The organism is Tardiphaga sp. OK245 (assembly GCF_900108575.1).
Lineage (GTDB): Bacteria > Pseudomonadota > Alphaproteobacteria > Rhizobiales > Xanthobacteraceae > Tardiphaga > Tardiphaga robiniae.
In genome coordinates this window covers 41,972-62,177 of sequence record NZ_FNWZ01000001.1, presented here as the reverse complement: position 1 = coordinate 62,177, position 20,206 = coordinate 41,972, and the positions used below count along the sequence as shown (strand labels likewise).

Annotated in this window: 16 protein-coding genes; 8 read left to right on the top strand and 8 right to left on the bottom strand. The window is 56.9% G+C overall.

What is annotated here, in order from left to right:
* Positions 1–145 precede the first annotated feature (145 nt).
* On the bottom strand, positions 146–3,604 hold the full coding sequence (locus BLW80_RS00270) for a type IV secretory system conjugative DNA transfer family protein (protein WP_170849532.1): 3,459 nt from the start codon (positions 3,602–3,604) through the stop codon (positions 146–148).
* Between the two features lie 252 nt (positions 3,605–3,856).
* On the opposite strand from BLW80_RS00270, the gene BLW80_RS29755 reads away from it, so the two are divergent.
* Entirely contained in the window at positions 3,857–5,080 is a 1,224-nt protein-coding gene (locus BLW80_RS29755; RefSeq protein WP_170849531.1) for a MobA/MobL family protein, read from the top strand.
* A 656-nt stretch (positions 5,081–5,736) separates the two neighbouring features.
* Here the strand turns inward: BLW80_RS29755 and BLW80_RS00245 are convergent.
* The gene (locus BLW80_RS00245) at positions 5,737–6,888 is read right to left on the bottom strand and encodes a retropepsin-like aspartic protease (RefSeq protein WP_093756357.1); all 1,152 of its coding nucleotides are present in this window, start codon (positions 6,886–6,888) and stop codon (positions 5,737–5,739) included.
* 274 nt (positions 6,889–7,162) lie between these two features.
* Between BLW80_RS00245 and BLW80_RS00240 the strand changes: the two genes are divergently transcribed.
* Positions 7,163–7,717, top strand: a complete 555-nt coding sequence (locus tag BLW80_RS00240) for a recombinase family protein (RefSeq protein ID WP_093756356.1) — start codon at positions 7,163–7,165, stop codon at positions 7,715–7,717.
* Between the two features lie 197 nt (positions 7,718–7,914).
* Here BLW80_RS00240 and BLW80_RS00235 read toward each other — a convergent pair whose 3' ends face one another.
* Positions 7,915–10,680, bottom strand: coding sequence for a lipase family protein (locus tag BLW80_RS00235; RefSeq protein ID WP_093756355.1), 2,766 nt, complete (start codon positions 10,678–10,680; stop codon positions 7,915–7,917).
* 634 nt (positions 10,681–11,314) lie between these two features.
* Positions 11,315–11,725: a helix-turn-helix domain-containing protein gene (locus BLW80_RS00230; protein WP_093756354.1), complete on the bottom strand. Its 411-nt coding sequence runs from the start codon at positions 11,723–11,725 to the stop codon at positions 11,315–11,317.
* 124 nt (positions 11,726–11,849) lie between these two features.
* Here BLW80_RS00230 and BLW80_RS00225 point away from each other — a divergent pair, with 124 nt between their 5' ends.
* From BLW80_RS00225 to BLW80_RS30140, 3 genes are all read left to right on the top strand, one after another.
* Positions 11,850–12,557 (top strand): helix-turn-helix transcriptional regulator, encoded by a 708-nt coding sequence (locus BLW80_RS00225; RefSeq protein ID WP_093756353.1) that lies wholly within the window; start codon positions 11,850–11,852, stop codon positions 12,555–12,557.
* Positions 12,558–12,633: 76 nt separating this feature from the next.
* Positions 12,634–13,254 carry an acyl-homoserine-lactone synthase gene (locus BLW80_RS00220; RefSeq protein WP_093756352.1) on the top strand — a complete coding sequence of 207 codons (621 nt, stop codon included), beginning with the start codon at positions 12,634–12,636 and terminating at the stop codon, positions 13,252–13,254.
* Positions 13,255–13,419: a hypothetical protein gene (locus BLW80_RS30140; protein ID WP_170849530.1), complete on the top strand. Its 165-nt coding sequence runs from the start codon at positions 13,255–13,257 to the stop codon at positions 13,417–13,419.
* Between the two features lie 427 nt (positions 13,420–13,846).
* Here the strand turns inward: BLW80_RS30140 and BLW80_RS00215 are convergent, their stop codons facing one another.
* Positions 13,847–14,833 carry an AraC family transcriptional regulator gene (locus BLW80_RS00215; protein WP_170849529.1) on the bottom strand — a complete coding sequence of 329 codons (987 nt, stop codon included), beginning with the start codon at positions 14,831–14,833 and terminating at the stop codon, positions 13,847–13,849.
* A 528-nt stretch (positions 14,834–15,361) separates the two neighbouring features.
* Here BLW80_RS00215 and BLW80_RS00210 point away from each other — a divergent pair.
* Positions 15,362–17,041, top strand: coding sequence for a methyl-accepting chemotaxis protein (locus tag BLW80_RS00210; RefSeq protein WP_093756350.1), 1,680 nt, complete (start codon positions 15,362–15,364; stop codon positions 17,039–17,041).
* A 171-nt stretch (positions 17,042–17,212) separates the two neighbouring features.
* Here the strand turns inward: BLW80_RS00210 and BLW80_RS00205 are convergent, their stop codons facing one another.
* The 3 genes from BLW80_RS00205 to BLW80_RS00195 are packed head-to-tail and all read right to left on the bottom strand — an operon-like array spanning position 17,213 to position 18,783.
* A complete protein-coding gene (locus tag BLW80_RS00205; protein WP_093756349.1) occupies positions 17,213–17,605 on the bottom strand; it encodes an MAPEG family protein in 393 nt (130 codons plus the stop codon).
* A gap of 5 nt (positions 17,606–17,610) precedes the next feature.
* Positions 17,611–18,357 (bottom strand): SDR family NAD(P)-dependent oxidoreductase, encoded by a 747-nt coding sequence (locus tag BLW80_RS00200; protein ID WP_093757271.1) that lies wholly within the window; start codon positions 18,355–18,357, stop codon positions 17,611–17,613.
* A gap of 36 nt (positions 18,358–18,393) precedes the next feature.
* Positions 18,394–18,783 carry a DoxX family protein gene (locus BLW80_RS00195; protein ID WP_093756348.1) on the bottom strand — a complete coding sequence of 130 codons (390 nt, stop codon included), beginning with the start codon at positions 18,781–18,783 and terminating at the stop codon, positions 18,394–18,396.
* A gap of 172 nt (positions 18,784–18,955) precedes the next feature.
* Here BLW80_RS00195 and BLW80_RS00190 point away from each other — a divergent pair, with 172 nt between their 5' ends.
* Positions 18,956–19,327 (top strand): winged helix-turn-helix transcriptional regulator, encoded by a 372-nt coding sequence (locus BLW80_RS00190; RefSeq protein WP_139285763.1) that lies wholly within the window; start codon positions 18,956–18,958, stop codon positions 19,325–19,327.
* 180 nt (positions 19,328–19,507) lie between these two features.
* A complete protein-coding gene (locus BLW80_RS00185; protein WP_093756347.1) occupies positions 19,508–20,200 on the top strand; it encodes an AbiU2 domain-containing protein in 693 nt (230 codons plus the stop codon).
* Positions 20,201–20,206: the final 6 nt, after the last annotated feature.

Below are 20,206 nucleotides of genomic sequence, written 5' to 3'. Positions count from 1 at the left end.
GTAACAAGGTCGTTTGATACGACAGATATCCGATGTCGGATGGCGCGGCCTTCCCAAGCCGTCAAGGGTTGCACGAGCAGCAAGCTGCCCTTGACGGCTCGCCCGTCCGCGCCGGTGGCTTGCATGCCTCTAAGCGAGGCCTTGGCTATCTGCCCAAGATGGACCGGATCAGCACGTCGCCAATGACGTTGCCAGCGTTGCGCTTGGCGACCTCATCCTTGGCACCCTGGTGTCCCGCTGCGGCGGCCATGTCGTAGAGTGTGGCATCTTCCCCAGGCGTCCTCGTGGGAATTTTGTTGTCGCGTATGCGATCCGCCAAAGCCACCATCGCATCGGGGTCACCGAGACGAATGCCACGGCGATAGAGCACTTCCGCTTCGGGCCATCGCTGTGCGTCGGCTTTAAGCTGCGCGGCGTTGTCGAAAGCGGATGGATATTGGCTCGCCATCAGCTGGTCGAGGATTGGCACGACGCGCGCGTCGCGGGCGGCGTGCAAGGCGCGGGCCTTCTGATAAAGCAGCCGGAGCTCGCCCGGATTGTCGTTCACAGCCCGGTCGCAGGCTTCAATGGCAGGCTGCGGATTGCGGCGGAGTTCGGGAAATTTCACGCCGTTGGCAATGCGCCGGGCGTCATTGGGGTTCGCCGCGAGCAGGTCGCAATCCGTGACGGCGGCGGGTGCAGGTGTAGGCGCTGCCTGGGGAGCGGGGAGCGTGGCCATGGGCGCGGCGTTCGCAACCTGCGGAAACACCGAGGGCGCCGGGGCGGTCTCTCTGGTGATCAGTGTCACGATCGGCCCGGATGGAGAAGTCGCGCTAGACGATGAGGTGCCACTTACCTGCGGCCTTCTGCGTTCGGACTCCAATTCCCGGAGCGTCGCGGTGTGAGCCTGTTTTTCCCGTTGGAGGTCGTTCCGTGCGGCGTCGGCCGTTCGGCGGGCTTCGTCGCGCTCGCCTTCAGCGATGCGGACATTCTGCGCCATACGGTTGCGCTCATTGGTGAAGGACGAGGCGGCTTGCTGCCCCGTCGCCAACGAAGCTTGCAGATTGACAAGCTCGGCCTGAACCTTGTGGCGTTCCTCTGCCTGGACCATCCCCCACACCGTCGTAAGGGTCGCCAGCGTGAGCAGACCGGCGCCTAGGACAATTTCGCGTCTGTTGAAAGGGTGTCGGAAGCTTTGTTGCGGCAAAGGCGCTGCCGCGCGCGTAGGAGCAGTCTGAATGCTAGGCGCTGTGTCGATAGCATCCCATGAGATGGTCGCCTCGTCCGAAGCGGGGGCCTTTTGCGAGAGCAGCGCCTCGACTTCGGCCGCGACGCGGGCGATTTCCGGCCGCTCTGGCTCCGACTGCTTGTCCTCACCTTCAATGCGGGCAACGCATACCGGGTCTTCATAGGAGGGACGCTTGTCCAGTCGGGCAGGGGGCTGGCCGCGCGAGAAAACGACAATCTGTTTTGCGAATTCCGTCCCGGTGAGCTGGTGTGGTTCGACCAACGGTTTACGGCGGCCATCAAGCAGGCCGTGGCGTTGGCCGAGGTTCTCGGAGATCCAGCGGGCGGCATCCTCGTCCGGATTCATGAAGCAGCGCACCGCGCAGTTGCTCATCATGCCTTGGGCATTTGGATAGGTGGTCTGCAACTGGCCGGTGTTCTGGCAGAACATCCAGAGCCGAACGCCATAGCCGCGACCGGCATCCAGCGCCTCTTCAAGGACGTCCATGCGGCCCAGCCGAGGCAGTTCGTCGAGGAAAAACGTAACCGGGACCGTGTTGGACTCCGGTGGTTCGCGGTAGAGCTCCGCCACCGTCTGGCCGATCAGGACGCGCAGAACCGATGCGAACTTCTTGATGTCCTCCAATGCGACCGCAAGATAGAGGGTCGCGTTTTGGGCGCGCAGTTCGCCGGGTGCAAAGGTGGAGTCGGCGCTGATACGCGCGATCGCCGGTGACTGCCATATCTCAAGCTGGCGGCGGGCGGAGTCGAAAATGCTCTCGCGTTGCTTCTCGGGCATTCCCTCCAGAGCGGTGGCTTGCCGCTCCAGCTGTGCATTGCCGCTATCGGCGAGGTCCGTGCACCATTCCTTGATCTTGGCGCTGTCCGACAGGTAGAGCCGGTCAAGAACCGCCGACATGCTGCGGTCCGGGCCTTCTTCCGTCAGGGCGACATGCAGCAGGGCGGTGGTGATCATGTCGCGGGCGCGCGCTTCGAAGTACTGATCGGACTTCTGGGAGGCAGGCACCACCAGCAGGTCGGCCAAGCGACGTGCATCTTCCCACGCGAGCTCCGGATCGTTACGGATGCCGTCGAGCGGATTGTAGTGGATAGATGTGTCGGGAGATTGCGGGTTGAATGCGTAGGTAGGTCCGACAGCGCTTTCACGCCAAGCACGAGACCCCCGCAGCATCTCCCCCTTAACGTCGAGCACCACAGCGGGCGCCCGGAGATAGAGGAGGTTCCGCAGGACATGCGATTGAGATTTTCCAGCGCCGGACGGCGCGACGGTAATCAGGCTCTCCCGCTGGTCGTAAAGCATCTCGACCTGCGAACCCGGAAACGTGCCAAGCCGCAATGCGGTCGGAGAGTCCGCCTTTGCAGTCAGCGCTTGGCCTTCGCTTTCCGCCATCCAGCGGTTGCCGCTAAACAGATAGCGCTCAATAATATTGCGGGACTCCGCCGGTGTGGTTGAGGAAGTCGTGGCGGTACGAACCGCCTGGTTTAAGCGCTCACGGGCACCGGCAGCGGTGCTAAGCCCGGAAGCCACCAGCGGCTTGAGGTTCTCAAGCATCGCTGCGCGGACGCGGAAGTCGGTCCTGGTGTCCCCGAATGCGATATCGCACTGCCCGTCGTTCCAGACCAACGGAACCGTGATAGCCAGGCAATCCTGCTCAGTGAGGAGGCCGAGGGCCACCAGGACGTCTGCCATGCGCAACGTCGCGCGTTCGCTGTCGTCCATCGAGACCAGGGAGCGCCGTATCACAAGCTTTGAGAGTTCGGCGGCAACGCCCCGAGCGTTGCTGTCATCGCGCATCTTGTTTTCGGCGCTGGCCAGCATCCCAAACCAAAAAGATGCCTGACCGCCTCCTTGTTGGGCCAGGCTGAGGTTCAGTTGCCGCGTGTTTTTCTTGTGCTCGCTATAGCTATCCAAAGCCATGCGCGTGGTCGCTTGCTCAATCGACCTGGACCCTATCAAGCCCTGGAAGTCGGCAAACCGGAAGCTTCGCTCATTAAGCTGGTTGTCGTGGAATTCGTCGATGGACTTGAGGCGGTGACGAAGGCCTTCGGACGCTGCGGCGGCCTGGGCAGCAGCTCGCTCCTCATCCAGCTTTTTACGGTTCAGTTTGTCTCGCTCCCGCTCATGCTCGATGAGCTTGAGTACCGCCGGAAGCCTTGGGTCGCTGACAAACCGCCGGACCTCAGCCCTGGTTGAGCGCTTGACCCTGAAGGGCCATGGGGGGAGCGCATCTGCCACGTCCTTAGGGACGAAGCGCAAGCCGTCGCTATAGCGTTGGAAAAGGGTGAACTCCTCGTCCGTAATCGGCGGTTCGGTATCGTCTGCCCCAAGCCACTTTTGATAGAAGCGGGCCGGTCGGTCTGGCGAGTAGTGCTTCATCTTGCCCCCAAGAGAAGATTCCAGTCGCACTATCCGAGGTTGTCGGGCCGGATGCAACGTTCTGGGCGGGTGTCGCGTAACAGTGGTGAACCGGCGGCGTGGAGCATCGTTCGCGGCGGCATCGGTGGCACAGCGGCTGCGGTTCTGCGATTGGCTTGCGGTGGAGCGGGCGCGTGGTTTATCGTGGCGGCTTGGCGGCAGTGCGCACTTATGGGTTTGCAAGCAAACCCGGCGCACCCGAGGGAGTTTCGTGTGGCTATCTACAGCCTGCACCATAGCCCTGTCGGCAAGTCCACGCAGGCCCAGCCCTACACGGCTGCGGCCCACATCGGTTACATCACCCGTAAGAACGCGATGAGCCAGATGCGCTTCGAGCGTATTCCAGCTGCATCCCCGCGACAGATGGCGGCGTACCTAAGGCAGTGCGAAGACACCGATCGTAAGAACGCCAGGGTCATCGACAAGCTCATGCTGGCCCTTCCTCGCGAGCTCGACAGTGCCCAACGCGCGGAGCTTGTCCGTGGTTATGCCGAGGACATCACCGAGGGGCGGGCGCCCTGGCTGGCTGCTTTCCATGAGAAAGGTAAGGATAAGGCCAACCCGCATTGTCACTTAGTCCTGAGAGATAGGGACTTCGAGACCAATAGGCGGGTCATCGGCACCAGCGAAAAGGGGAGCACCGAGCGACTTCGTCAAAAGTGGGAGGAGCACGCCAACCGGGCTCTTGAACGAGCGGGCCATCGCGAACGCATAGATAGGCGGACCCTTAAGGCTCAAGGGCTGGAGCGGGAGCCGACTATCCATGAAGGGCCGCAGGCGCAGGCGATGGACAAGCGCGGAGCGCGACCCACGTCCAAGAGACGGAGCCTGCGCAACCGTCCTGGTTCGCGCGATAGTCATCGCACGGTTGACTATCGGTCTATAGACCGAGGTGTCAGTCGGCCGCAGGTTAACCGGGCGATCCGCCAGGGGAGACCGGAGAGTGAGAAGGATCTTTGGGAGGCGGTCGACCGCGACAACGTCAATCGTGAACAGCAGGCCTTACGGGACATTCATCGGCCACCTGATAGCGGTAAGGTCGTCCCGTTTCCAAAAGGCGCCCAGAAGACTACTGAGCACCCTCGGCTCCATTTGCCTGCCAGGGAAGCAATACCAAAAGAGGCGAGGCGCGTAGAAGCCGATAGAGTTGAACGCCCGCCGTTGGGAAATCCAGTCTATCAAACGCGGCATAGTGAGATCAAAAATGAAACCGCAGAACCATCGGCGAAGGGAAAGCGCCCCTCATTTAGTCAGCGGCTGAGGCAGGAGGGTGCAGAGTCACGACCGCTGTCCCTCGATCGGCAGGGCGCGCAGAATGACCAGCCCAAGGAAAAGCGGTCGTTCAGTAAATGGCTACGGAGTCCTGAAGCCAAGAATACAAAGGCTCCACCTGCCAAGGACAAGTCGCGGGATCAGGACCAAGAGCGGGAACGCTGACGGTTAATGTACCCATCGAAACTCCTGCTCCGTATGATATCTGGCAGAAATTATAGTACGAGAGGTGAGTGACACTCTCACTCGGCGTTTCGCGCGCTTGAATGCGTCGAGAAAGCCTTTGCCGAACTGGCATGCGCTGCGCGGTTGCAGTTGCTGAAATTAGCTACTAGCCTTTCTTTGCGCCGCTCGCGGCCCGCGTCAAGGGGCGAGACGAGCGGCAAGCCGCCCTTGACGCGTGCCGCTCCCGACGCAGGGGGCTTTCCAACGCCTATGCCGAGGTATTGGCACAGGCGCCAGACGCATTGAGCGGGCCTTTAAGTGCGTTTTCGATACGGGCGAGACTTGGCCCTCACTTATAGAGCGCATCCCAGCCGCCATCGTCCCTCTTCACGAGACGACGTGTTTGAGAATAGCCCCGGAGATTGAACGTGCAGACGTGCCCAGGTAGGCCGGTTGCCTGAACGCAGTTCACGTCAGTGATGTCGGGATAGCCCACCGCCATCAGAACGTCGGAAGTTGACGGGCCCCCGATGCATCCGGCGAGCAGAGTGGAAAGGCCAATTGCCGCCAATGCGTACGGTAGCCGGTGGGATTTAGTCGATTTTAGGCGCGCAGTGACTTTGCTCATTTTGCTCTCTGTGGTTGGGGAGGTGAATTCAGTTGAGGTCGCGAGGCTTCAATTCCAGCGCGCCGCCTGACAGGGTGACGTTGAAACGGGCCAAGAACGTCATACCCAGCAGGCCGTCGATACCTGGCCCGTAGGCCGAAGCGTTGCCTATGGAGATCGCAACCGGAACGTTGGCTGCCCTCGTGTTGCCCACTTCCATGAGTTGGGCATTGCCCGGTGCCGACTGGACCGTTCCGCCCACCACCTGGAAGGTCATAAGGTTGCTTTCGTCCGGCATGACGCGGGCGCGCGAGGCGAAGCTGGGGCTCAGCGCCACCATCGAGGCGCCGGTATCGACGATCATCCGCCCTTGGGCGCCGTTGATGGTGACTGAGATGATGTTGCTTGGCGGGATGAGAATCTTGTCGCTGCCCGAGGCATAAGTGGCCCGGCAGTCGCCGCTATTGGCGTATTCCTTGATGAGCTGGGACAGTTGCGTGGTCTGGCGCTTCGCCACGTCGTAGGAAAGGTAGATCTCAAGTGGAGTAATCGCGTCGCAAGGTCGGCCAAGGGCCGCGTACATCCTTGAGACCCGGTAGAATTCGCTGACTGCTACATTCGAAAGGCTGGTGAACAGCTGAAGCGTGCTGACATAGTCCGATAGCGCGGCTTTGAAGTTCTTCAGCTCTTCATGGGCAAAGCCGCGAAGGTAGCGATACCGGCCCCGCGCCTGATCGATCTTGATGAGTTCGGATGCGGCGTTGACGGCGCCCGAGAGATCGCGGACGCGTACCAGTGAATGATAGGCATGTTCAAGCAGGTCAGCTTTCTGGCCACAGCGTTCGCCAAACTTCAGTGCGCTGGTGGCAGCTTCCCTTGGATATCCGCCTTGGCTCATCAGCTTGACGAGGGGAAGGATAGCCTCGCCATCACAAGGTTCACGCCGTAGCTGGTCCAACAGGCGGGTGGCGTTGGTGTTCGTCCTCTCGAAATCCACTGGCAGTGATGCGACGCCTAAGCGCTCATAGACGCCGGCATGCTGGTTCTGAAACGCGGTGACGGGTCGAGCCGGTTGGAGCTTGGCCTTGAGCTCGTCTGAATAAAACCAGAGGCCGCCGCCGGCGATGACAAATAGTGCGACGATAATTGGCGTAATGAGGCTGCCGCGCTCATCGAGATCAGGGGCAATTCGCTCGGGCATAATACGACCACCAGCGATGCGCGACGTTGCGATAGATGTCTAAGGAGTGCGCATCTACCCGTAGTTCTAGCGAAACTCCTGATTTACGCTTCTAGGCGTTAAGCGCAGAATCCAAATCAATACTCAAAGAGAAGCAATATTGAATGGATGGCCTAACCCCCGGAAACGAATCGAGAATTACCGAAGTCTACAAATTACGACAATTGCGGGATCTCGGACTTGCAAAAATCAGGATATCTGGAGGGACGGAGTATCGTCTCAGAGGAGGCTCCTGATGGCGATCTTGGGATACGCGCGTGTGAGCACGCAGGGGCAGGTGCTCGACATTCAAGAGCTGCAGCTGCGCGCTGCCGGATGCGCTAGAATCTACTCGGAGAAGCAGAGCGGGGTGAATGATCAGAGACCGGTACTCAGGCGGCTCCTCCACGATGTGCAGTCCGGTGACATCGTGATTTTTGCGGCCCTTGACCGCCTAACCCGTGGTGGGCCCTACAAAACATTGCAAGTGCTTCAGCAGATCACATCACGGGGAGCCACGTACAAATCTCTTGCCGAACCGTGGGCCGATACCACGAACGATCTCGGAGAGGTTATAGTGGCCTTGGTAGGTTACATTGCGCGTAAGACCCGTGAAGACATTATCCGACGCACCACGGCCGGAAGGGAGCGAGCGTTGGCTCAGGGGGTAAAGTTTGGTCGCAAGCCAAAGCTTGGTCCGGTCGAACGGTTGGAAGCACTCACGCGGTTGCAACAAGGTGAGTCACCTATGTCCATTGCCTTGGCCTTTAAAGTGAGCCGGACAACGATCTCTCGATTGATAGATAAATAGGCGTAGTAGCCGAGAAGCTGCCGAGCGTGCATCAAGTGTGGCTGTTACGCTCGAAGCTAGCTCAAAAGAGGGGTAAAATGCGCTATAGCCCCGGTGTCGGGCCTTTTGGAGAAGGGGCAGACCGGCTGAGCTAAAACGTCGCGAGACGAACGTGTGAAGACGGAATTGGCTACTCCTTCTGATTCCGCGGAGCCTTCTCAGTCGAGCTGTTTCAAATAGGAGTCGAGCTTGGACGCTTGCCGAGATAGTTCGTTGCGTGAGATGGGGGGCTGGCGCTTGATCCGACAGTCTCCAAGCCGGGCATCGACGCTGTCGTCGTTGCCAACCGAAACGTCAACGATGTCGCCGACACACCCCTGACCTAAAAGAGAGGTGTCGATAACCGGGCTTACCGCGGTGCCGTCAGACGCCAAGACCAGGCGAAGATTACTTCCGTTAAATCCAGCGACCAGGCCGCCGCTGGTGTTGATTGCGATGCTGGGCACGCCCGGTCCGGGAAAAGGCAAAACCCACCGAATGGAAATGCCTTCGCTGCCGCGCGGGGTGATAGCCCAATATCGCGTCAGCTTGCTTAGCCATCCGGGCGGATCGGCCAGCTCAAGCCCGAGAATAGCTTGGGGGATGCGAAATATTATATCCTTTCCGACTTTACTAAGTGCCGGTATTGGATTTTTGGATGGATCTGCGCTTGGAGCCTCCGGTCGCGGTGCCCTAGGTGGTTCAAATCTGCGACGGGAAACGAGCTCAACACGACCGCCGCGTAAATCGTAGACAAAAACCTCTGAAGCGCCTTGCCAGCCAACGACCTCCGCTGCAATTGCGAGCAGGCCACGTTGATCGTCAACAACAGCGGAACGGACACGTCCGTCCGGTGAGACATCGGGCCGGCCAGAGGTGCCGTAGGCCAAATCGACTACTCTGAAACCATCCGAGTTAGTCTCTGTGATCGCGTCACCAATTATGAGAAACCGTTGACCGCTCGCGTGCCAGAGTGTGCCGCCGCCCTCGGATGCAAACGAATAGAGCCTACAGTTCTCGATCCATTTCTCATTGCTCAATTCGCAAATATTCCATCCGCCGATCCAAAGACCGAGCGCGGTGCCTGTGAGAACATAACTTGATGTACGCGGTCCTTCGAGACGAATGAGACAGGAGACGCCTTCAAAGTCCTCCTTCAATTGTTCAACAGATCGTCCGCTCTCCTCGCCGCGCGCCCATGCCAATCGCGAGAAGTCCAGTCTTGATACTTCACTGATAACACTGGCACCGCGAGTTCGTTCATCAACCGAACAGGAAACGTCGTCGTTGGCCTCGATCTGAGCTGGTTCTGGTGTACTCCTGATCAATCTTGATTCGTCTATGACTTGCGGAAAGTGTAGTGCAGAAATTCCCAGAGGAGTAAGCGCGTTGCCGCAGTTCTTGAGATTTTCCAATGAGTACTGCGAATTGACACTGTCGTCCCAATCGACGTTGCGCGTCTCCAAGTTACCGGTGAACAGGTCCGCCAATCTGAACAGCCTGATCGTTTTCCTGTCTTCGTCGTTCGTCCAAGCTGCCTCGATGCAGTTGCGGTGTACCCCAAAGTCTTCGCCGCTGAAGATGGAGATGGATTTGGCATCAAGATCGATGGCCGCGAGGAGCACGTCGTCGTCATCACCCTCGATCTCCTCTTGGACGAGCCTGAGAAGCAGCTTCCCAGGCTGGCCGGTTAGGGCATAGCCCTCGAAATCAACGCTTAGTCTTCCGCCATTCAGATCAAGTTCCCGACGAGCGATTACGGCGCCTGAATTTGTATCAAAGATAAAAATCTCCGCCTTGCTGCTTTGGTCTTCACGATCGGCCTTACCTTGCGAGACAACGATCGTCGCCTGATGTGCCGGATACAGAAGTTGTACGAGAGGGGTCGTTAGTCTAGTCCGCGTAACGTTGGCGCCCTTCAAATAGATCCCGGTGCCCGACCGGACGAGTTGTCCTGTTTCGACTTCGGAGAGCACCTGATCCCGGCTTGCCAATCTTTGTAGGCCAAAGCGCGCCGCGTCGATGGAGTTTCTCTTTTCGTCTTCGGACGAAAATGCTTTTGAATCGACTAAGCGAGCCAGCGTTGTAACTGCTGTAGGAAGAAAGTGTTCAGAAGTCAGTTGGGTTGCAGCAGCTTGGTATTCCCGCCTACTCAATTCTAACTTTGCCTCGCGTCTAGGTTCAATATAGCTATAGAATGCAATGACCCAGACGATAAGTGCGTACGCTATGATCTTGATAGGATCGGCAATCCGCATGATCGCGTAGGCGACGCCTTGCAGCGGCCCACGACTCTCGAATTCATCGTATTCTTCGGGAGGACAGCCATGCGCGAGAATGGGGACCCATCTGAGACGCATGAAGGAGTCGATATCAGTGGCCCCTGTAGGCTCGAAATAGTGGCTGTGGCCGCCGCGGAAAAACCGGTTGATGAACTGATCGCCAGATAAGCCGTAAAATCCGACCCTGCCGGCCATGCCTGTAAAGAGTACTAAAAGCTGACTGAGTAAAAGGACATTGTCGTTGGTTCCGCAATCGTTGACGATACGTTTCAACTTTTTCGATGCCAACAGTGATCCGAAATCAAAATTGGATCGAAGGACGCTGCCCGCCAAGATAAGGGCGGGGATGATAGGCAGATCATCAGTTCGCATGCTCTTGAGAGCATGTGAAACGATATGCGTTCCGAAGGAATGTGCGACGATCGATATCGGTGCGTCAGGATGGGACGCAATTAACTGACGAAACCGCCGGCGAAACGATATGATGGCGAACCATCTGAATATCGGAATAATAAATGCGACGACACTGAAGTACCCATACCGATAGGTCAGAACCTCAGCGTTTGAGTTTTCTTTCTTTATTAGGGTTCGTAATCGGTTCTGCCATTGACCAAACGTGCGGATTCCATGGACCGTGATGATTACCGGTCGAGGTTGGTCCATGGCTATTTACCCCAAGATAAAATGATGAACGTGGACATTCTAGCTGCCCCTTCCGTGCTCAGATCAAGCGCACCTGGAACCGGACAAGATGCGCTCGACGACACAAGCCGCTTTCGTGCGCAATCATACTGCGACACCTTCTATTAGACTGCAACTTGTAGTAATTCGCGTTCGCTGTATTCGCGAGCTCCGACGACCTGACCGGAGGCGATAACACCTGGCATCGTTTGAGCCGATTTACTGCCGAGTCTCTCGCCGGAGGCAGTCGGTCCCGCGTTCCGCCTTCGTCGGCGCTACGCTGATGCTCCTGTGGCTGCTTGGGTTAACCGGTCTCGGGAGCAGCCGCCGGCCTCTGCCCGGTTCGCTTGAGGGCCTGGCGAAGGCGCAAACCCGGCGCCACCTTCGACGGCCTTTCTATTGAGGACGAAAGAGGGACATGCAGGTGTTTTCGGTCGGTTCTACAGCACCGAAGACCTGCCTCGTTGTTATACAATACGTGTTCGCGCCGTCACTTAGCAGCGCAGCTTCTGAAAATTCGGCATAGGCGCTGTTCTTGGTTTTGCTAAACTCAACGTAACACTGAGAAGCTATCATACCTTCCGTATCGCCATGGTACGTTTGAGCCTGTGTTAAGTCAGCTGCGCTTTTTCTTTGGCTTGTGCTCTGCCACGATGGTCTTCACCAAATCCACGATACTCTGGCGGAGCTTCCTGTCCTCGACTTGCGAAAACGCTGTAATGAGAGCCAGCCCGTCCTTGGTGGACAGGAACTGCTCGATAACGTTCATCCCAACTTCGGAAGCAGCGCCACCCTTATGTTGAAGTCCATCATACAGAAAGGTAACCGGTACTTTCAGGATAGCGGCGATCTGCTGCATGCGACCGGCACTGATCCGATTTGCGCCTTTCTCATATTTCTGCACCTGCTGGAACGTGAGCCCGATTTCATTTGCGAGCGCTTCCTGGCTCATGTTCATCATCAGGCGGCGCATCCTGAGGCGCTTCCCAATATGGACATCGACTTCATTGGCATGCCTTGGTTGCATTTGGGCTCCGCCAGATGGACCTAAAAGAAGTGGATATGAGCATGGCCGAGACACAATGTTCAAGCCGATCCGCTACAATGAGCCGATCAATTACTGTATTCCGTCTGATTAGGCACAGGCTCACGTGGGACGTTTCGACGCTATATTTTCTGCGTTCGAACTTCTGGACAAAGCCAAAACTGAGGTGTCCCTGCGCGATACCTTTGCGGCGGCCGTCCGGCAATTCGGCTACGACTCCTTTATGGTCGTTTCTTCGCGTATCCAGCCGACCGCCTTCGACAAGATGTTCATCCTGGATCATTGGCCGCGCGCTTGGCGGTTACAGTATCACCGCGAGAACTTGATCCTAGTTGATCCTGTCGCGAACTATGCCCGGAAGAGCTTCGATGCCTTTGGATGGCATGACGCACCGGTCATCGATCAGAGAGGCCGTCGGGTTCTTGAAATTTCCGCGGTCGAGCACGGCCTGAGGAGCGGCTTGTGCGTCCCGATCCAGGGCACCAGCGGTTATCAGGCGACCGTATCTCTTGCCGGTCACGCAGTCGATGAGAGCAAGGAAGGTCGCCGGGCTGTCGAAATGATGGCCCTCTACCTCTACAGGACGAACCTCAAACTCAGGTCTGAATTCCGGACATTCACGTTGACGCCCCGGGAGCGCGAAGTGATGAGATGGGCCGCCGTCGGAAAATCGGCCTGGGACACCGGCGAGATCCTCCATATCTCTGAGCAGACCGTTAAGTCACACATTTCCTCGGTGCTTTCAAAGCTGGGTGTCTGTTCCAAGACCCAGGCCGTCGTCGAATCGATCCGGCGCGGCGAGATCCATCCCTAGTCAATCCCTCTCCTGAGCGATTCTGTGACCGCCTCCTGTCGTGACACTCCGCCGTGGGTTCACGGCAGGAGGCGGCATGATCAGGGTCATCGACCAATCGAACAGCGCAATGTTCGCCCCTACGCTCGATCAAGTCTTCAAGCTAAGACACGTCTGTTTCGTAAAGGAACGGGGATGGCAAGAATTTGAGAAAGACGGCGTCTACGAACAGGACCAGTACGACGACGACCATGCCATCTACCTCGCTTCTCTCGACGACCAGCATGAAGTCGTTGGTTGCCTCAGGCTTTATCCGACGGTGCTGCCACACATGCTTAGCGAACAGTTCGCCTATCTGGTTGATGGGCCCGTGCCGAGCTCGGACCAGGTCATCGAGATGACCCGGTTAGCCATCAAGCCGGGAAGACGCGGCGGCGAAACCTATCATGAGCTTCTTATCGGAGTGCAGGAGTTCTGCATTGCCCGCGATATCGTCAATGTGACCGCGGTTGTCCGGGCGCTTCGCATGCCGCTCGTCCAGAAGATGGGGTATCAACTGAACCCCTTGGGTTCTGTTCATCAGATCGACGGCGATGCCACGATCGCGGTCATGTTCGACACGAGTCATTCAGCCCTCAAGCGGATACGCGCCCGCACGGGTGTGACTCACCTGGTCTTGGAAGACCCTTGTGTTCCGATGATGCAGAAGAGCGCTTAAGTGGCGGAAGAATCCAATCAGGAACCGCCAAAGGATCACGACGAACTCGTCGATGGACTGATGGCCCTCATACCGATCGCCCGATTGGTCGGCAATCCTATGACCGTGAAACTGCTTGAAATGGCACTCCTCAACGAAATCGGCGGCGCGTCAGATCCAAAATAACATCATATCTCACCTTGGCGCCGCGCGGCTTTTGGTGCGAGATCGGGCCCTGTTTGCCCGGCCCTGATTAGCATCCATCAACCTTGCACGCCGGCTGACCTGAGGCGGATACCCTGGACGGCGGCATGATCATCGATAGCGCACGTTGAAGGCGGGCGGCCCGAACTCGCGCCGAGACGCCGTCCCTTGCTTGCGAAGGAATGCAATAGTATCCGAGTGAAACCGCCTGTGGAAATCCGCGCGGTCACCCCCCCCCGGCGCATCAGTGTAAATTGTAAAGGTCTCCTATTTCTCACCCGGGGGATTGTTCGGGATGAATTTAACGTTGGCATCCTCCACGAAATAGTAGTCCAGCCTTACGGGGGGTGAACATTAGCTGCAGCACAGCACGCGGATGAACCGTCTGCTTCTGCGTCGACGCAGAACCCTATGAACCTCCGTTAGGTGTTCTGGATTTCCTCCTTAACAAGGTCTGTGAGGGTAGCTCGCCATACGCAGTACGATACGCGCGTGCAAAATGTCCCATGCTTTGAAAACCGCAGCGAATTGCAATCATCATGACTGTGTCGGAGTCTTCAGCCACCTCCAACATACTCCGCGCTCTCTCCAGTCTGAGCTGTCGCATGAACTCATTAGGAGTCATGCCCCGAAGTGATCTGAAGTAGCGGAAGATACTTCTGACGCTCATTCCGAACTCGTCAGCTATATCCTTAATGTCGATGTCCTTCTGCCAGTTTGCAGCAAGATAGCTCTCAACCCGACGCAGCTGGTTCAACGAAGGAGATGATACGTGGCCTTTAAGCCTCGGACTAAATTGTACCGAGCAACTCATTAGCAGCCGGACGAGAAGCGCCTGGCCAAAAATCTCAGCAGCAAACGAATCGCCTTCCATCACGGTGTCCAGATCAGAAATAAATTGGGCGGCGGTAGCTCTCATGCTGTTTCCGAAACGATCGTTTGTCCATGGCTCGGCATGAAGTTGCTCGGCCGGAACATCCTCTCCGAGCATCGCGCTCACAACGGTCTTCAGTGCAGCAATCTCGATTCGCAGGGCGACAACCCCGTGCTCGCCTGACGCGATTCCCCGAAACGAAGAGCCTGCAGGTATTACGACTGAGGCATTCGACGCCGAGAGCTCATCCAATCGAGCTCTGTGGTTGAACGTTATGTGTGTTTTGGGACGGGCTTGCAGAAATTGCCGGACCACCGGGGCTGCATCATACGTTATGTCAGTTGACGTGCTGCAAAATGCACTCGTGATCCGGACATACTTGGTATCAACCCAATTTGCTTTGGCGACAAATGGTCGTTCTCGAAATTGACAATCAAAATGACTAACGTTGAAGTTGGCAAAAAGTATTTCACGATTGACCTCCGGATTTTTCGTATGAAAACCGGGGAAACGCTCAAGCATAGGTGTCATCCAAATGTTGCAATGTCGGCGCGGGTTCCCGTTCGTGTACTAATTTTTCCATCGTAGGGCGATAGGAGACTCTACGTTTCCGATATCCAAATGCCGCGATGCTATGCGGATCTCGCCTGTTTTTGATTTTCTGCCCCATGACAAGTTAAGGCTGCTGATGGCGATCAGCCTGCGATGTTGGTTCTCTGATGCTGGTAGTAACGTTGTGGATTACAATGATACCCATTGGACCACCGCAGCAGAAATTAGCATGTCACTCCGAGAACTCGCCGGGCATTGTAGGGACTAACCGAATCTTAAACGCGTCTCTTTATACCTAGTCGCGTATTTATGTAGTCGAGTTCAGAGGAACCCATGCGCCCGCGCGGTAATCATAAACTGGGTGCGACCGCAATGGATTCTAAATTTCAAGCCTGTGAAGCGCGAGCGCATTTTCGTTGAAAGCGATTGCATAGGATCGCTGGTGCGCCCCGCAGCTCGCATTCAAAGCGCTACATTGCAAGCAAGGGACCGCACAAAATGGCGTTCTGGCGACAACATTCCGAGTCCGATAGCGCATCTGCCCAGTTGGCGGCGATCAACAGATCGCTAGCGGTTGTCGAATTCGATATGAGCGGTGGGGTCATCACAGCCAATCAGAATTTCCTTACTGTGCTTGGATACACGCTTGCCGAAATCCAGGGCAAGCATCACAGCATGTTCGTCGAGCTGGAAATCCGCGATAGCTCGGCATACCGAGCGTTCTGGGCGAGCCTCAACCGCGGCGAGTTTCAGTCCGCCGAGTACAAGCGGGTCGGCAAGGGCGGTAGGGAGATCTGGATTGAGGCGTCCTACAATCCGATCATAGATCGTAGTGGAAAGCCAATTAAGGTCGTCAAGTTCGCGACCGACATTACCGCGAAAAAAATCCAGAGTATGGAGGAAAGCAGCAAGATCGCGGCAATCGAGCGCGCTCAAGCCGTGATCGAATTTGATCTTGACGGGACGATTGTCACTGCGAATAAAAACTTTCTCGACGCGCTTGGTTATGCCTTGACCGAAATCCAGGGCAAGCAGCACAGCATGTTTGTCGAGCCAGCGATGCGCGATAGTGTGGAATATCGAGAATTTTGGGCGCAGTTGAACCGTGGCGAATACCAGGCCGCTGAGTACAAGCGGATCGGCAAGGGCGGCAAGGAGGTTTGGATTCTCGCCTCCTACAACCCGGTCCTCGACGAAAGAGGTAAGCCATTCAAGGTGGTGAAATTCGCCACCAACGTGACCGAGCAGAAGCTCCAGACCGTGGACCTTGCCGGACAGATTGCTGCGATTGGAAAATCACAGGCTGTGATCGAATTCGGTATGGATGGCATCGTCTTGACGGCGAACGAGAACTTCCTGCAAGCGCTGGGATATTCGCTGGGAGAAATCAAGGGCAGCCATCATAGCCTCTTCGTCGATCCTTCGGAGCGCGACAGTGCTGGCTATCGCGAGTTTTGGGCAAGTCTGAACCGTGGAGAATACCAGGCTGCCGAGTATAAGCGGATCGGCAAGGGCGGCAAGGAAGTCTGGATTCAGGCGTCCTACAATCCCATCCTGGACCTCAACGGTAGGCCGTTCAAAGTCGTCAAATACGCCACCGATACAACGGCTCAGGTAATCGCCCGCATGAAGAGCGAGCGGGTTCGTTCGATGATGGAGTCGGTTGCAGCAGGTGCCGAGGAACTAAACGCTTCCGTACGAGAAATCTCCGAGGCGATGGTCAAGTCGAGGAATACTGCGATGTCGGCGGTGAGCAAGGTTGAATCCGCCGATGGGCAGGCACAACGCCTCAGTTCGGCAGCGCAGGCTATGAGCGGTATCGTCGAATTGATTGGAAACATCACAGGGCAGATCAACCTCCTTGCCTTGAATGCCACGATCGAATCCGCGCGCGCTGGCGAGGCAGGGCGCGGTTTTGCGGTTGTCGCTTCCGAGGTTAAAAATCTTGCCAATCAGGCCAAGCAAGCCACTGACAAGATTACTCGCGAGATTGACAGTTTGAACGGCATATCCAGTGACGTCGTCACCGCGCTTGAAGCAATCAAGCAAGAAATTCAGAATGTCAGCGAGTATGTTACCGCCACCGCGGCTGCGGTTGAAGAGCAAAGCACCGTGACCGGCGAGATGTCGTCAAGTATGCAACGCGCCGCGGCGGAAGCTGCCAGTATCGGACGGTAACTCGACCCGCCGCCACGTTCGAAGCCTGGATCTAGCACTTCGTTGTCTTCTGATGAACGACGAGCCATAAATGTCAAAAGCAACGACCGTCCTGAAAGCTCCTATCGCCGCAGAAGCAGATGCCGAGATCGTCATGAAGAACTGACAACTTGCTGAAAGATAAGTCCGCGTTCAAATCCAGAACCATGCATCAACGCCAAGACGGGCCGCTACCAATAGGATAGCCAGATAGGTCAAGATCATTCCAAAGCCGCGCATTGGCCCGGAAGCATGCAACATGCCGATGGCATGGAGTACTCGGCCACTGGCAAGCGCGCCTCCGACTATCAGAACCATCCAGACCGGAGCCGCGTGGGCCTCAACCAATCCCATTCCGATAACGCCAAGCGGAACGTACTCGATAAAGTTGCCCTGCGCCCGAATGCGCTGGCGCAGGATTTCGTCCACGCTGTCCCCGACCATTTCTCCGACCTTAAGGCGGCGCATGGTGACAGGAACGGACAGAACAATCAGGGCCACGGAGAAGGCCGCCACGAACAGTGAGGTGATGGGAAGAAAGACCATGATGATCAGCGCCCGCTGTCGATGATCATGCCGCCATCCGCTGCAAGGCTGTAGCCCGTGAGGAACTGTGCATCCTTGCTCGCAAGGAACAGGACTACAGGTGCTATATCGTCCTCTGGCGAGCCGAACCGTCCAAGGGCGCTGAGCGGCGGCGGGGCATTGGCATGTGCCGCGCCCCAAGTGTCCGCGACCGGGAGCATATTGTTTACGGTGATGTTGTCCGGGCCCCATTCGCGCGCGGCCGTACGCGTCAACGCGCGCACTGCTTCCTTGGCCATGTTGTAGGGTCCGCAGCCAGCCATGCCCAGTACGCCAGCCATCGAGCCGAAATTGATGATGCGCCCTTCGCCACTTGCCTTGAGATGGGGATAGCAGGCTTGCATCAACCGCAGATAAGCGACCGGCCCCATATCGAAGTTGCGTTGCAGCTTCTCGACCGAAAGGTCGATGAGCGATGAGGAATATACACTTGGATCGAACGCGTTATTGACCAGAATGTCGATGCCGCCAAATACCGCAACCACTTTCGCGATGGCCTCTTCGATCTGCTTCGCATCGCCGACGTCGCAAACCAGGCCGAGAACAGTGCCGTCCTTCGCAGCAATGTCTGCCACGACCGTGTCCACGTTTGTGGGCGTGATCGACAGCACCACGACCTTGGCACCTTCGGCTGCGAAGAGTTTCGCAACGGCGCGGCCGATTCCGCGACCTGCACCGGTGACTACGGCGACTTTTCCTTCAAGGCGTCCCATATTCATCTCCATGTTCTGTGTTGATAGATCGCAATTTTAGTGAAACGCCGTGAGCGCGTAGGGTGACGGCACCGCATGAGCAAAATTCTGCGTAGCAAAAGAGAGTGCGAGCAGCACAAGGCCGACGGCTGCCGGAACGGTACCCAGCGACTTTCGAACCCCGAGGTGCGCCAGGCCTGACAGCAAAAGGTGGTAGAAGATGCCCGCGTAAGCGAGGTCGCTGAGCGCCACGTTAAACCGCAAGAGGATCATGGCCGGGCCGAGGATTTTCATCGCGGCCATGAATGGTACGAGGTACCCAGGGTACCCAAGGTCGGCGAGGGCCTGTCGAGTCCAGGTGCCCTTCGCGACGTACATGAAGGCCGACGATATGTAGAGCAGGCACAACAATGCCGTGCTCGCCCAGTAGATATAAATTTCAGTCATGACTTATCCATTCTTGCTGCCAAGGCAGCGTGGCTCTTCTTCATCAACACGATCGATTGGAAGAAGCCCGTGTTCGTCTTTGCGCAATTGATGCGTAAATTAAAAATGTCAGCTAAGATCGATATCGACAAGTAGGATGAATAACTTGTAGTTAGTATGGAAAACCAGACCAATGGCTAAAGACGGCATCAACATGCATGAAGAAATGCGGCGCGCTTTCGCGTTGCTCTCCGGCAAATGGAAGCTGGAGATCATGTGGCTGCTCAATCAACGGGTTTACCGTTTCGGCGAGTTGCGTAAGGCGATCCCCGGTATCACCCAGCACATGCTGACGGCGCAGTTGCGCGAGTTGGAGGCCGACGGCCTGGTGGATCGTACCGTGTTCGCAGAAGTGCCGCCACGGGTTGAGTACGAGATTACGCGCAAGGCACGGGGGCTCGGTCCGACGATGGAAGCGCTTACAGCCTGGTGGCAAATCTACGGAGGGAGCGTGCCAGAGCGGCCGACTTCGCGCGGTCGTAAGGCGTCTAGCGGCAAAGGCTAGGGTCAATTCGAAGCCAGGCAAGCGGATTTGACCGCCGAGTGCGCATAGCGTTGCTAACTGGGCCAATTGATTCAAGCGGATGGTTGGTCAACTGGAGAGATCATCGCCGTCGCGAGATCCGCTCTATATCGGCCCGGAGCTAGCAGTAGACAATAACCGAGATGTTGAGGGCAGAAGGAAATGGTAACCCGGACAGCGGAGGAGGCAAAGAAGCACAATATTGAGAAGATGGGAGATCCACTAGGAGAGCAGTACTCCGCGCTTTGGCAAGAGATAGTTCGTCTTCACTCGGATTGGTCGGAGTATGTGGAGCTGTTTGGGAAGAAGCCCGAGCGAATAACCTTACTCAATCAGGCCGCTTCAAGCTTTTTTCGTCTTGTTCAAGACGGGCTTTGGGAGGCGACTCTACTTCATATCGCCCGTCTGACCGACCCACCAAATTCTCTGGGGCAAAAAGGCAAGTCGAACCTTACGGTCCGGAATTTGCCGAACCTTATCGATGACGCTGCCACCAAGGCAAAAGTGGAGAAGCTCATCGAGGATGCCTTGAAACAAGCGAGCTTCTGCCGGGACTGGCGGAATCGACGTATCGCCCATCGTGACCTCGGCCTTGCACTCGATCAACCGGCAACCCCCCTGGAAAACGGAAGCAGGCAGCAGGTGAAGGCTGTCCTGGAGACATTCTCCGCCATCCTCAATACGGTGCAAACCCACTATCTGGAATCAGAAACGACCTTTGATTTTGTCGCTGCACATCACGGGGCGTTGTCGCTTCTTCACGTAATACACAGCGGCCTCAAAGCTAGTGAACAGCGCAGGGAGCGGCGGCCTAAAGGCGGCTATCTGGAGGAAGAATTCCCCCGCGATATCTGAGACCAT